This is a genomic window from Mycobacteriales bacterium, from assembly GCA_035504215.1.
Lineage (GTDB): Bacteria > Actinomycetota > Actinomycetes > JAFAQI01 > JAFAQI01 > DATAUK01.
Genome location: DATJSI010000092.1, coordinates 1 through 12,976, shown reverse-complemented (window position 1 = coordinate 12,976; position 12,976 = coordinate 1). Strand labels below are relative to the sequence as shown.

14 protein-coding genes are annotated in these 12,976 nt (G+C 68.2%); 7 read left to right on the top strand and 7 right to left on the bottom strand.

Going from position 1 to position 12,976, the window contains the following annotated elements:
• Window positions 1-57: 57 nt before the first annotated feature.
• The 3 genes from VME70_11565 to VME70_11555 all read right to left on the bottom strand — a co-directional run bounded on the left by VME70_11565 (window position 58) and on the right by VME70_11555 (window position 3,736).
• Window positions 58-1,857: an IPT/TIG domain-containing protein gene (locus VME70_11565; protein HTW20835.1), complete on the bottom strand. Its 1,800-nt coding sequence runs from the start codon at window positions 1,855-1,857 to the stop codon at window positions 58-60.
• Window positions 1,858-2,159: 302 nt separating this feature from the next.
• The gene (locus tag VME70_11560) at window positions 2,160-2,522 is read right to left on the bottom strand and encodes a cupin domain-containing protein (GenBank protein HTW20834.1); all 363 of its coding nucleotides are present in this window, start codon (window positions 2,520-2,522) and stop codon (window positions 2,160-2,162) included.
• Window positions 2,519-3,736, bottom strand: a complete 1,218-nt coding sequence (locus tag VME70_11555) for an FAD-binding oxidoreductase (protein HTW20833.1) — start codon at window positions 3,734-3,736, stop codon at window positions 2,519-2,521. Before VME70_11555 ends, VME70_11560 begins: the two co-directional genes overlap by 4 nt.
• Before the next feature lie 57 nt (window positions 3,737-3,793).
• On the opposite strand from VME70_11555, the gene VME70_11550 reads away from it, so the two are divergent.
• Together VME70_11550 and VME70_11545 are read left to right on the top strand one after the other, a co-directional pair.
• Entirely contained in the window at window positions 3,794-4,960 is a 1,167-nt protein-coding gene (locus VME70_11550) for an acyl-CoA dehydrogenase family protein (GenBank protein ID HTW20832.1), read from the top strand.
• A gap of 36 nt (window positions 4,961-4,996) precedes the next feature.
• Window positions 4,997-5,842: a TrmH family RNA methyltransferase gene (locus VME70_11545; GenBank protein HTW20831.1), complete on the top strand. Its 846-nt coding sequence runs from the start codon at window positions 4,997-4,999 to the stop codon at window positions 5,840-5,842.
• A 65-nt stretch (window positions 5,843-5,907) separates the two neighbouring features.
• Here the strand turns inward: VME70_11545 and VME70_11540 are convergent, their stop codons facing one another.
• Window positions 5,908-6,090 carry a hypothetical protein gene (locus tag VME70_11540; protein HTW20830.1) on the bottom strand — a complete coding sequence of 61 codons (183 nt, stop codon included), beginning with the start codon at window positions 6,088-6,090 and terminating at the stop codon, window positions 5,908-5,910.
• Here VME70_11540 and VME70_11535 point away from each other — a divergent pair.
• Complete coding sequence (locus VME70_11535) at window positions 6,080-6,442, top strand: hypothetical protein (protein ID HTW20829.1); 363 nt, start codon at window positions 6,080-6,082, stop codon at window positions 6,440-6,442. The genes VME70_11540 and VME70_11535 overlap by 11 nt on opposite strands.
• A 31-nt stretch (window positions 6,443-6,473) precedes the next feature.
• Here the strand turns inward: VME70_11535 and VME70_11530 are convergent, their stop codons facing one another.
• On the bottom strand, window positions 6,474-7,307 hold the full coding sequence (locus VME70_11530; GenBank protein HTW20828.1) for an aquaporin: 834 nt from the start codon (window positions 7,305-7,307) through the stop codon (window positions 6,474-6,476).
• Window positions 7,308-7,862: 555 nt separating this feature from the next.
• On the opposite strand from VME70_11530, the gene VME70_11525 reads away from it, so the two are divergent.
• A complete protein-coding gene (locus tag VME70_11525; protein HTW20827.1) occupies window positions 7,863-8,978 on the top strand; it encodes a HoxN/HupN/NixA family nickel/cobalt transporter in 1,116 nt (371 codons plus the stop codon).
• A gap of 42 nt (window positions 8,979-9,020) precedes the next feature.
• Window positions 9,021-9,362 carry an MmcQ/YjbR family DNA-binding protein gene (locus VME70_11520; GenBank protein ID HTW20826.1) on the top strand — a complete coding sequence of 114 codons (342 nt, stop codon included), beginning with the start codon at window positions 9,021-9,023 and terminating at the stop codon, window positions 9,360-9,362.
• A 25-nt stretch (window positions 9,363-9,387) separates the two neighbouring features.
• On the opposite strand, the gene VME70_11515 is transcribed toward VME70_11520, so the two are convergent.
• Both VME70_11515 and VME70_11510 read right to left on the bottom strand, forming a co-directional pair.
• Window positions 9,388-10,248: an NAD(P)-dependent oxidoreductase gene (locus tag VME70_11515; GenBank protein HTW20825.1), complete on the bottom strand. Its 861-nt coding sequence runs from the start codon at window positions 10,246-10,248 to the stop codon at window positions 9,388-9,390.
• A 58-nt stretch (window positions 10,249-10,306) separates the two neighbouring features.
• On the bottom strand, window positions 10,307-11,461 hold the full coding sequence (locus VME70_11510) for an acyl-CoA dehydrogenase family protein (protein HTW20824.1): 1,155 nt from the start codon (window positions 11,459-11,461) through the stop codon (window positions 10,307-10,309).
• 70 nt (window positions 11,462-11,531) lie between these two features.
• Here VME70_11510 and VME70_11505 point away from each other — a divergent pair, with 70 nt between their 5' ends.
• Window positions 11,532-12,518, top strand: coding sequence for a pyridoxal-phosphate dependent enzyme (locus VME70_11505; GenBank protein HTW20823.1), 987 nt, complete (start codon window positions 11,532-11,534; stop codon window positions 12,516-12,518).
• Window positions 12,515-12,976: MaoC family dehydratase (locus tag VME70_11500; GenBank protein ID HTW20822.1), on the top strand; the 462-nt coding region annotated here is incomplete at its 3' end. The genes VME70_11505 and VME70_11500, both read left to right, overlap by 4 nt.

Below are 12,976 nucleotides of genomic sequence, written 5' to 3'. Positions count from 1 at the left end.
GCCTCAGTCGTGGTAACGGGCTTGCAAGATCACGACGTCGTCTCCATCGACAGGCCGTCAGGTGAAGCGGTAGGCGTCGTTCTTGTCGGCCTTGCTGGTGCCGCCCTTCGTGACGACACGTACGTCGACCTGGCCCACCGAATGCGCGGGTGCGGTGACGACGATGGAGCCGGCCGACAGAACCTTCACGTGGCCGACGGCAGCGCCGCCGAACTTCACCTTGGTGGCGCCGGACAGATGGTGGCCGGTGATGGTCACCTTGTTTCCGCCGTGATGGGTGCCTTTCGCCGGGCTGACGTTCGTGACCACCGGCCGGTCGACGTAGGTGTAGTGGTCAGCGGCCGTGACTGAGCTCTTGACCCCACCACCGGTCAGCACGCGCACGTTGACAACGCCGGCGGCGTGAGCGGGCGCCTTGACCGTCAGCTCCGTGGAGCTGACCACGTGGAGCCCGGTGCCGGACTTGTTGCCGAACTTCACCGCGGTGACATGCGCCAGTTGCAGGCCGCTGATTGTGACCTTCGTGCCGCCCGACGGATGACCGTGCGCGGGCGTGATGCGGGTGATGGTGGGCGGCGGCGGGCTCGCCCCGCCGAGCGACTCGATCACGCCGTGTGGATTGCTGTCGTTGAGGTAGCTGCCCACCGCAACGCAGTGCGTCGAGTTGTTGCAGCTCACGCCGTTCAGTAGGGCCTGGTCGTCGGTCGAAGGGTCGTTCGCCGGCTCTGGGGCCCTGACGTCGGTCTCCTTCGTGATGTTGCCGTCGCTGTCGTACTTGCGCGTGTCGATGACACCCGCCTCGTAGCCCTTCGTGTCGAGATAGTGGCCGACGGCGATGCAGACCCCACCGACCGTGCACGACGCAGCGGTCAGCGCTTCGTTGTGCTGCACCGTGTTGGCGTCTCCCGGGCTGCGGGTGTTCGAAGCGACCACCCCGGCGCTCTTGCCGGCAGGTGCGCCGTACGTGTGGCTGACGATGTAGCCGTCCCAGCCGTATCCGTACGTCGGGTCCCCGGGGCTGTCGTAGGCATCTCCCACCGACTCGCACGTCCCGTCGGACGCGCACGACGTCGCGAGCAGCTCCGCCGACGTATCCTCGATCGGTAGGAGCCCGGCGGTGACCTGGGCGTGGTCGACGGCGTCGATCGTCTGGATCATCGGCATCGCGCCGTGGTTCTTCTCGGGGTAGTAGCCGCTGGCCATGCAAATGAACGTGTCGCCGATACACGAGATCGACCGCAGGGCGGCTGAGCCGCCGTCGGTGTCTGCCGGGACGGCCGCCGAACCGTAGAACCAGGCGTAGTTCTTTGCGTCGTCGACCAGTGCGTACTGGTAGTGGTTCGACGAGTCGTCCAGTGCGTAGCCGACGGCGCGGCATTCCCCCGGCTTCGAGCACGAGACGCTCGCGAGCGAGGCGCCCTCGGGCGCGTCCTTGTAGTACTCAGGGGCCTTGCGCGCCGACCAAACGCTCTTCTTGCCGGAGGGGACGAGGTCCGCGATCAACCCGTCGGTGTCCAACAGACCGGTGTGCGGGTTGTTCACGATCGCTTGCCCTACGGCGGCGCACGACCCCGCGGCCGGACACGACACGGACGACAGCGAGCCCTGGTACGACGACAGGAGCGCGCCGTCGCTGCCGGTCGCCAGCGTTCCGCTCCAGGAGCTGCCCTTCTGGGTTTCGATCACGCCTTGGCTGCCCGACGTCCCTACCGCAACGCAGGCTCCTGCGGCCGGACAGGACACCGATACGAGGTCGGTCGAAGATGCCCCGGTGCGGGCGCCGGACGGCACGGCACGCCACTTGCCGTCGGACTCCACGTCGATCGCGCCGATGCCCGAGTCGGTCCCGACTGCCACACAGTTCCCGGGCGAGGAACAAGAGACCGCGTTGAGCTGTAGGCCGCTGCCGGTGCCGTTCAGCGATGGTGCCGTTTTCGGCGTGAACCCGCTACCGGTCGCGACTGCCGCCGGCATCCCGCTCATCAACGCGATGCCCAGCGCAAATACCGTGACTAACCGACCCCGTTTCACTGCCCCGCCCCCCGATCCGATCCAGCCGCATGATGGCACAGCGCTGCGACCCGCCGTTGCCGTTCGCGAACACCGCTGCACCGCAGCGCGCGGCTGCGGCGCGCTGCGCAGGAGCGCTAGAAGATGATCTAGAAGATGACGTAGAGCTTGCGGAGCGTCTCGTGGATCTGCCAGGTGCCCTTCCAGCCGCGCGGGAAGACGACCGCGTCGCCGGCGCCGACGTCGAGTGACTTCTCGCCCTCGCGGGTCACCGTCATCGAGCCGGAGATGATGTAGATCTCCTCGTGGGTCTCGAGCTCCCAGTACGACGGCCCGGGAGTGCACTCCCAGATGCCGACCTCCTGCGTGCCGTCGTTCCAGAGGGTGAGCCCGGACGTGGTCATCGGGGTGTTCTCCGGATCGCTGGCCTCGTCCAGGGGGCCCCATTCCTCGAGCTCGGCGCCGTCGGCGATGGCGTGCAGGTGCGGGGTGCCGGTGTCGGCATGACTCATGTCGAAGCGGTCCTTTCCGGGAACGGCAGGGCGATCGGGTCGGCGGGCAGCTTGCTGCGGCCCTCGGGGTCGAAACGGTCGAGGCCGAGATCGGTGCAGTCGGTGACGGTCGTCGTACCGGATAGAGCGAGGTCCGCTGCGGCACGGGCCACACCGGGTCCCCACATCATGCCGTGCCCGCCCGGCGCCGCGACGGTGACACCGTCGAGCGGGCCGTCGGCGGTGATACCCGGGCCGAGGATCGGCAGATGATCGGGGGTGAAGTCGATGGTCGCGGCCCAGGTACGCCGCAGCCCGAGCTTCTCCGTGACCGGCACGAGCTCGGCCAGCCGACCGCGCATCCGCTCGAGGTAGGGCAGGTCGATCTCGGTCGCCTTGCCCTCGGGTTCGTCCGGGTTGCTCATGCCGAACAGCAGCCCGCGCTCCTCCGGCCGCCAGTAGAGCCCGGCAACCAGGTCGAAGACCATCGGCACGCGGTCGGGCTCGAAGTCCGGGTGCGGCTCGGTCACCGCGACCTGGTGGCGGACGCCTCCGACCGGGATGCGGATGCCGGCCAGCGCGCCGACGGCACGCAGCTTCGGGCCGCCGGTGAGGACGACGCGCTCGGTGGCGATCGGTCCGGCGGTCGTCTCGACGGCGGTGACCCGGCCGGCACACGTCGTCAGCCCGGTGAACGCCGTGTGCTCGCGCACCTCGACGCCGGCGTGGGCGAGAGCGACCGCGTAGGCCAGCACGTTGCGGGGCGGGGTGATGTAGCCGTCGCCGGCGAAGTAGGTGCCGCCCCGTGTCTTGCCCGGTGCCATCGTCGGGTTGATCCGGTCGGCCTCGTCCGGGTCCAGCCACTGCACGTCGAGCCCGGCCTCGCGCTGCATCGCCATGCGTGCCTCGGCCGCCGCGAGGTCGGCGTCGGTGAAGCACGGCAGGAAGTAGCCCTGGCGGGTGAAGCCCGAGTCGACGCCGAGCTGTTCCGCCTGCGACAGGTAGAACTCGCGCGACCACTCCGCGAGATCCACCGCCCAGCGAGTGCCGCCCTGGCTGCGGACGATGCCCGCCGCGCGGCTGCTCGCGCCCTGGCCGAGCTGGTCCTTCTCGACCACGACGACCTTGTCCAACCCGCTACGGCGGAGAAAATAGGCGCACCAGCCGCCGATCGTGCCGCCGCCCACGACCACCGCGTCGGCGGTGGAGAGTGGAGCGTCCGACGCCGTTGGCACGGGCCGAACGCTCGCATAGACTGAACAGTCAGTCAAGACCCGGAAGGGGCGCTGTCGATGTACGCGTTGTCCACCGCAGACCTCGAGCTTCAGGACCGCGCCCGGACCTTCGCCGACGAGCTCATCCCGCACGAAGTCGAAGCGGAGATGAACGACGGCGTGCTCCCCGAGCCGGTCCTCAAGGCCCAGCGCGAGCGGGCGAAAGAGCTCGGCCTGTGTGCCACCAACATCCCGGTCGAGCTCGGCGGTCAGGGCCTGACGAGCATCCAGCAGGTGCTCGTACAGGAGCAGATGGGGCGAGTCACGAACGCCCTCGGCTGGGTCGCGTCGACACCGCCGTCGTGGTTCGTCGACGTCGCTACCGAGCGCCAGCGCGACATCTGGCTACGACCGACGGTGTCCGGCGACCGCGAGGAGTGCTACGCGATCACCGAAGCCGGGGCGGGCTCGGACGTGGACGACATCGTCGCGACCGCGCGCAAGGACGGCGACGACTACGTGCTCGATGGCGAGAAGTGGCACGTGACGTCGTACAACACGGCGGACTACGCGTTCTTCCAGGCCAAGCTGGTGGGCGGCCCCAACGAGGGCGCCCATGCGATGTTCCTCGTCGACCTGCCCTCGGCGGGTGTGACCGTGGTGCGGACGCCGGCCTACTCGCACACCATCAGCCATCACCACCCGATCGTGTGCTTCGAGGGCGTCCGGGTGCCGGCCGCCAACCTGGTCGGCGCCGAGGGCGACGGCATGCGGTTCGCGTACGAGTGGTTCCGCTTCGAGCGCATGATGGTCGCTGCCCGGTGTGTCGGTGCGGCGCAGCGACTGGTCGAGGAGATGACCGAGTTCGCGAAGGAGCGGGTGGTCGGGGGAGTTCCGATCGCGACCTACGGCGCGATCCAGGCGATGCTCGCCGACAGCATCACCGAGCTGTTCGCGGCGCGGATGATCACCTACGAGGCGGCCCGCGGCGCCGACGAAGGCCGTGACCTGAAGGTCCAGCATGCTCAATGCTCGATGGCGAAGCTTTACGCCTCGGAAGCTGCGCATCGGATTGCCGACCGCGCCGTGCAGGTGTACGGCGGCCGCGGGTACATGCGCGAGAACGTCGCGGAGCGCTTCTACCGCGAACTGCGGGTCGAGCGGATCTGGGAAGGCACCAGCGAGATCCAGCGCGCGATCATCGCGGGCCGCATGGTCAAGGGCGGCGTCGCCGGCATCGTCTAGCCCTACCCTCGCCGTCAGCCGACTAGGGTCGCGGCGATGACGGGTGCCGGCGGCGACGAGCGTTGGTCGCGGCTGCCGACGGCCGGTCCGAAGCATCCGGCGGTCGCGCAGTACTTCGCGATCCAGAACAACAGCAAGCCGAACCCGCAACGGCTGATCGTGCTCAGCGGGTTGTGGGAGCTCGAGTCCGGTCTCGACGCGGGCCTCGAGCTGATCGCCCTGCTGGTTTCACCGGAACGCTTTCGCGGGAACCGTGCGATCGACGTGTTCACCCGGGCGGAGCGCACCGGCGCGCCTGCGTACGCCGTCGCCGACCGGCTGGCCACACGGATCAGCGATCGAGACTCATGGGACGGCCTCGCGGCGATCGCGGTGTCCCGGCAATGGCAGCTCACGGACGTCGTACTCGGCGACCCTGCGCTGGTCCTGGTGCTGGACGGGCTGGAGGTGCTCGGCAACGTCGGCACCGCGGTGCGCTCGGCACAGGCGGCGGGAGCGGCGGCGGTGCTGCTCACCAACCGGCGCGTGCGGCTGAGTCACCCGCGCCTGATCCACGCGAGCATGGCCGCGTCACTCACGATGCCGATGCTCGACTGCTCCATCGACGAGGCCGCCGCCTGGCTGCACGAGTACGACGTACAAGTCCTTGGTACGGACACCCGCGCGCAGACGACTTATAAGGCAATGGCCTATCGCTCCCGCGTGGCGTTGGTCCTGGGCAGCGAGCGCTACGGCATCCATCGCGACTGGGCGCCACACGTCGAGGGCTCGGTCTCGATCCCGATGAGCAACGGCGTCGACTCGCTGAATGTCGCGAATGCCGCAACGATCCTGCTTTTCGAGATCGCCAGTCGCCACCGCCCGGCCGAGTTCGGCGGCTGACGCAGCACAGGCGGTTACGCTCCTGCGGAGGGCAAGATCAGGGGTGGGGTAGCCATGCGCGTTCGTCATGCGTTCGGAGCCGTTGCACTGTGCGGGCTGTTCTTCCTGAGCGCGTGCAGCTCATCGAGCAGCCCGAGTGCCGGCGCGCCGCCGTCCACGCCCGCGGCGGCCGCGTCGAGCCCGTCAACCGCTGTGTCGAGTCCGGCCACCGCCGCCAGCTCGCCATCGGTGCCGCCGGTGACGGGCACCGGATCGCTGTGCCACGAAGGCACCGCCTACAAGGCGCAGATCCTCGCCATCGAGCACGAGCTCGCCACCGGAGGCGGGACGTCGTTCGCGACGTACAAGGCCAACCTGGTCCGGGTGTTCACTGCGGTTTCGCACGACATCGGCGTGCTCTCGCCGCAAGTGCCGAGCTCTCTGCAGGGCGACCTGCGGACCGTCCAGGCGGCGTACTCGCGGATGGTTTCGATCATGTCGAAGGCGACCAGCCTGCAGTCGATGGCGAAGTCTCTCCAAGGTCTGGGCACGAACGTCAAGCTGCGCAACGCTGGCGCCGCACTGACTGCTTGGGTCGACATGGAGTGCCCCGGGTCCTGAGTAGTAAGGGCTTCATCGCGACGCGCTCTGCTCAGCCGGCTGAACCGGAAAGTCTGCGGGCGGCGTCCGGACCGGGAGCCGTCGGCAGGCTGGTCGCCAACGTCGACGGGTACGCCGGATCGTGGAACAGCTTGGCAGTGAGCACGTGCCGGTCGCGAAACGCCGCGAACACCGCGACCGCGACCGCGCCGCCGAGCAGCGGTCCGGCGACGTACACCTCGAAGTGCGACCACAGTGGCGCGACGAGCGCGGGACCGAGGCTGCGCGCCGGGTTCAAGCTTGTGCCGGTGTAGGGCGCGCCCTGCCAGACGAGGGTCGCGATCACCAGCCACAGCACGAGCGGTGTCCACCGTGCGGTCCGAGCGCTCGAGGTCATGAACAGAATGGTGATGATGAGGATTGCCGTCATGAGCGCCTCGACGAGCGCTGCTTCGGGATCCGACAGCCCGCGTCCCGGTGTCGTTGCGCCGACATCGAGAACGCTTGCCTTGTGCTGCCACAGCAGTCGCACGATCGCGGCCCCGAGGATGGCTCCCGTGCACTGGGCGATCACGTAGCCGAAGACGTCGTGCGGGTGGACCTTGCGCTGGGTCCAGAAGGCCAGCGTGACGACCGGGTTGATGTGCGCGCCGCTGCGCCGGCCCGGCGGGCTGATCGCGATCAGGCTGCCGGTGCCGGCGAACAGCAAGCCGGTGATCAGCAGCCGGGCGGAATGCGGCACGGCGTGCAACGGCGTTCCCGGGCCGAAGTCGAAACACACGGCCGACAACCCACCGACGAGCAACGCGGCGGTGCCGGCGAACTCGCACGCCCACTCGACCAGATGGACACCGCTTTGCGCCGGCAATGCATCGGTGTGCTCCATCTCGACCTCAACGCTACGAGGGCGCGCGAGCCGCAAGCGGTCATCACGCAGTAGCGGAGAATTCGCGCGATCTTCAGTGTGTCGCTGCCCGGTCGCGCAGAAGATGTTGGGCAGAATGGCGTGAGGCCCCTCCAAGTATGAGTTGGAGGGGCCTCACTCGGCTCCGCTGCACCGGTAAGCCGATTGCTCGGCTACCGTGCGTTGCCTTGCCGGTACCGGTGCCCTGAAGCCCCGCTCGGTGATCCGGTTTCCCGACTCACCGCTCGTGTCAGAGTCTCCCCTGACGTGATCAGAGTTTCCTCTGACCCGGCCTCCGGCTTCCCGGTGACAGGTGAATGTCTAGTGGGTGCGACCCACGGGCACAAGAGGTTTCGCGAACTTTTTTCAAGATCTTTTTGCGTCCACACGATGTCCACAACCGACGCCGTATTTACCCCCAGCAAGATCCACTCATCCACCGGGTCATCCACCGCATCGTCCACAGAAGACGGGTTTTCGCCGTACCGGCCGGCCCTGCTGGTTGCGACACTGTCGCAGTTAGGGCAGGATGGATTAATGCCGCCAGCGAAGCTGGCCCAGATCCGTCAGGGCCTGTCGCGCACCGAGTGGGCGAAGCTCGCCGGCATGGCCTCGGTGATCATTGCGCTGAACGTGATCGGGTGGTTCACCGTCGTCGCCTTGGTTTCGCCGCATCACTACAGCCTCGGCACCAAGACCTTCGGGGTCGGGATCGGCGTCACGGCGTACACCCTGGGCATGCGGCACGCCTTCGACGCCGACCACATCGCCGCGATCGACAACACCACCCGAAAGCTGATGAACGATGGTCAGCGACCGATGTCGGTCGGCTTCTGGTTCTCCCTCGGCCACTCGACGATCGTGTTCGCGCTCGCCTTCCTGTTGTCTCTTGGCGTGCGGGCGTTGGTCGGGCCGGTCAAGAACGACAACTCGGGCCTTCACCACTACACGGGACTCATCGGCACAAGCGTGTCCGGCACGTTCCTGTACATCATTGCCGTGATCAACGTGATCATCCTCGTGGGGATCGTGAAGGTCTTCCGCGATATTCGCCGTGGGGTCTACGACGAAGAGACCCTCGAGCAGCACCTGAACAACCGCGGGCTGATGAACCGAATCCTTCGTCCGATCATGAAGTCGATCACCAAACCCGGGCAGATGTACCCGGTGGGTGTGCTGTTCGGCCTCGGCTTTGACACCGCCACCGAGGTGGCGTTGCTCGTGCTCGCATCCGCCGGCGCCGCCAGCGGCCTGCCGTGGTACGCGATCCTCTGCCTGCCGGTGCTCTTCGCGGCCGGCATGTGCCTATTCGACACCATCGACGGCACGTTCATGAACTTCGCCTACGGCTGGGCCTTCTCCAAGCCGGTCCGCAAGGTCTACTACAACATCACGATCACGACGCTGTCGGTGATCGTCGCGCTGGTCATCGGCACGGTCGAGTTGCTCGGCCTGCTCTCTCAGCAGTTGAACATCAACGGCCGCTTCTGGACCGACATGCAGAATGCGGATATCAACACCCTCGGCTTCATCATTGTCGGTTTGTTCGTCGTGACCTGGGTCCTCGCGCTCGCGATCTGGCGGTTCGGCCGGATCGAGGAGAAGTGGAGCGCAGGGATCCGGGCCAGCTCGCTGGCCGACGTGGCCGACTGAGCGTCCGGTGTCCTGTCGGTGCCGGCCGTTACCGTCGGCTGCGTGAAAGGCGTCGACCTCGAGGACATCCGCGCGATCGCGCTCGCTCTCCCGCGCACCGAAGAGCACCTGATCCGCGACCACGTGAAGTTCCGGATCCGCAGCCTGGTCTATGCCTCCGTGTCACCCGACGAGACGCTGATGGGCTTCGGGTTCCCGAAAGAGGAGCGCGTGGCGCTGGTTGCCGCCGAGCCGGAGAAGTTCCTGATGCCGGTCCGCTCGGACGAGCGCTACAACTGGGTGCGGGTGCGGCTCGCTGAGATCGACGAGGTCGAGCTGCGGGAACTGCTGGTCGAGGCTTGGCGGATGTGCGTGCCGAAGAAGGTCTCTGCGCTGGTTCCGTGAGCCGGCGGCGCGGCCCCGATCGGGCTCAGCCGCCCGGCGCGAGTGCCTCGATCACCGCGGTGAAGTCCGGCCAGTCCGTGCCGGAGTCCACCACGGTCGTGAGCAGCCGGTCGGTCGCCGGCCCGAGCTCGACCGGCACTCCGCCCTCGGTGGCCAACGCGACCGCGAGCCGGACATCCTTGCGGGCGAGGTACGGCGGGAACCACCCGTCGTGGTCCGCGGACAGCAACGACCCGAGTCGTTGCTGGGTGGCCTTGCTCGTGACAGGGGAGCCGCCGAAGACCGACTCGACCAGCTCGTCGGGCAGGCCATGGGCCCGGGCGATCCGGATGCCCTCCGCCATCGCCGTCACCCCGACGACGAGCTGGAGGTTGGACAGGATCTTGACTGTCGCGCCGGTGCCGGGGCCACCACAGTAGGTGTAGCCGGCGGCGAGGTCGTCCCAGAGCGGCGCCAGCCGGTTCACGGTGGTCTCGTCGCCACCGATCAGCAGCCGCGAGCCGCCCTCCGCGACCAGCGAGGGCGATCCCATGACCGGCGCGTCGAGGACACGCCCGTCGGGGCCGTCGGCCGCCAACCGGCGCGCCAGGCCGGGCGACACCGTGCTGTGGTTGGCGAGCACTCCGTCCGGCCCGAGCGCGCTCAGCACTCCGTCCGGCCCGAGGCAGACCGCTTCCACCGCCGCGTCGTCCGCGACCACGACATGCACGACCTCGGCCGCCTTGCAGGCGTCCGCGATGCTGTCCGCCCGGGTCGCGCCGGCTTCGTCGAGATCCGCCCCGACGCCGGCGGTCCGGTTCCAGACCGTGACCTCGTGGCCCTTGTCCAGCGCCCGCCCGGCGAACGCATGCCCGATCTTGCCCAGCCCGATGATCGTCACTCGCATGATCGGACGCTACCCGCGGCAGGGCAGCGCCACCCGTGGGCGACGGTGGTGCATCCGACTAGTACGGCAGCCCACCACGCTGCACGAGCTGGCGGGCGATGACATTGCGCTGGATCTCGTTGGTGCCTTCGCCGACGATCATCAGGGGCGCGTCGCGGAAGTAGCGCTCCACGTCGACGTCGGTCGAGTAGCCGTGCGCGCCGTGAATCCGGATCGCGGTGAGAGCGGCCTCCATGCAGATCTCGGAGGCGAACAGCTTGGCCATCCCGGCCTCGAGATCGCAGCGTTCGCCCGCATCGAGCCGCGCCGCCGCCTCCAGCACGAGCAGGCGGGCGGCGGTGATCCTCGTGGCCATGTCCGCGAGGTAGTTGCCGATCGACTGGTGCTGCCAGATCGGCTTGCCGAAGCTCTCGCGTTGCTGGGCATAGGCGAAGGAGTCGTCGAACGCAGCCTGCGCGACCCCGACCGCTCTGGCACCGACCTGGATCCGGCCGATCTCGAGGCCGGTCATCATCTGCGCGAACCCTTGGCCCTCCGCTGCCCCGAGCAGCGAGGCGACCGGAGCGCGGTAGTCGTCGAAGGACAGCTCGCAGGTCTCGACCCCGCGGTACCCCAACTTCGGAAGGGGACTACCGACGGTGAGACCGTCCTGCTTCTCGACGAGCAGGATGCTGATCCCCGCGTGCGCGGGGTCGGCATCGGGATCGGTCTTGCACAGCAACGCGATCAGCGCCGCGCGCTGAGCATTCGTGATCCACGCTTTTGCGCCATTGACGACGTAGCTGTCACCGTCGCGGCGGGCGACGGTGCGCAGTGCTTGCAGATCGGACCCGCCGCCGGGCTCGGTCAGTGCCATCGCGGCGCGGATCTCACCGGTGGCCATCCGTGGCAGGTAGCGCTGCTTCTGCTCCTCGGTCCCGAACTTCGCGAGCAGCGTCGCGACCACCGTGTGCGAACCCATCGCGCCGGCCAGGCTCATCCAGCCGCGGGCCAGCTCGATCGTCACGGCAGCGAAGCACGGGGTCGACACCAGCGTTGCGCCGTACGGCTCGGGAATCGCGAGCCCGAAGATCCCCATCTCCTTCATCGCGTCGATGAGCTGCTCGGGATAGGTGTCGGACCGTTCCAAGTCGTGCGCGACCGGCTTCACCCGGTCGTCGACGAAGCGGCGAACGATGTCGACGACATCGCGTTCGTCGTGGGTGAGGAGCACCTAGCAACCCCCTTTGATCCGGCTGGCGGCATCATCCTGCCGCAACCTGCGGCGTGAGATTCTGCTCACCGTGAGCGATCGCTTGAGCCTTGCCGACGTCGAAGCCGCAGCCGAGCGGCTGCGCGGTCACGCCCACCGGACACCCGTGTTGACATCGACCACGCTCGACGAAGCCGTTGGCGCTCAGGTTTACCTGAAGTGCGAGAGCTTCCAGCGAGGTGGCGCCTTCAAGTTCCGTGGCGCTTATAACGCGGTGTGCGCCCTGCCCGCCGATCTGCGGGCGCGCGGGATTGCCACCTACTCCTCCGGCAACCACGGCCAGGCGGTGGCCATCGCGGCCCGCGAGTTCGGTACAACCGCCACGGTCCTGATGCCGCTCGACACGCCGGAAGGCAAGCGCCGGGCTGTCGAAGGGTACGGCGCGGAAGTGGTCAGCTACGACCGTTACACCGCGGACCGCACCGCGCTGGGTGAGGCGCTTGCGGCCGAGCGCGGGCTCACCATCGTCCCGCCGTACGACCATCCGGATGTCATGGCCGGTCAGGGCACGGTCGGGCTCGAGCTGGTCGAGCAGGCCGGTCCGCTCGACGCCGTGGTGGGCCCGCTGGGTGGCGGCGGCCTGATGGCCGGCGTCTCGACCGCGGTCAAGGGCCGAGTGCCCGCGACGCGCGTCATCGGCGTCGAGCCCGAAGCGGGCAACGACCACGAGCAGTCGATGCGGGCCGGCGAGCGCGTGCGGATCGACGTACCGCACACGATCGCCGACGGGTTGGCAGCGGAGCAGCCCGGAGTGTTGACCTTCGCGATCAACCGCGAGCTCGTCGACGGGGTGGTCGTCGTGAGCGACGCGGAGATCGCCGACGCGATGAGGTTCCTGTTCGAGCGGATGAAGCTGGTCGTGGAGCCGAGCGGCGCGGTGGGCGTCGCCGCCCTTCTGAACGGCCGGATCGAGGCGTGCGGTCGCATCGGCGTGGTGATCTCCGGCGGCAACATCGACGCGGCGCGCTTCGCGAGCCTCATGTCGCCCGCCGAAGCGGCAGCAGGAGCGATCCGATGACCCAACCCACCGGCTGGGAGGGCCGCTACTTCGAGGACTTCGAGGTCGGCGACGTCTATCGCCATCCGTTCGGGCGCACGGTCACCGCGACGGACAACTCGTGGTTCTCGTTGCTGACCCAGAACACCGCGCGAGTTCACGTCGACGCGCACTACGCGAGCCAGACGCACTACGGGCGGCCACTCGTCAACTCGGCTTTCACGCTTGCTCTCGTCACCGGACAGTCCGTCCTCGACGTCTCCCAGAACGTGTTCGCGAACCTCGGCTGGGACGACGTCCGGTTGCCGAACCCGTTGTTCGAGGGCGAGACGGTCTACTCCGCATCCGAGGTCGTCGCCGCGCGCGCGTCGGGCAGCCGGCCCGACGTCGGCATCGTGACCGTCCACAGCACGGGTTACACCGCCGAAGGCAAGGTGGTGATCACCTTCAACCGGTCGCTCATGGTCTATCGGCGCGGT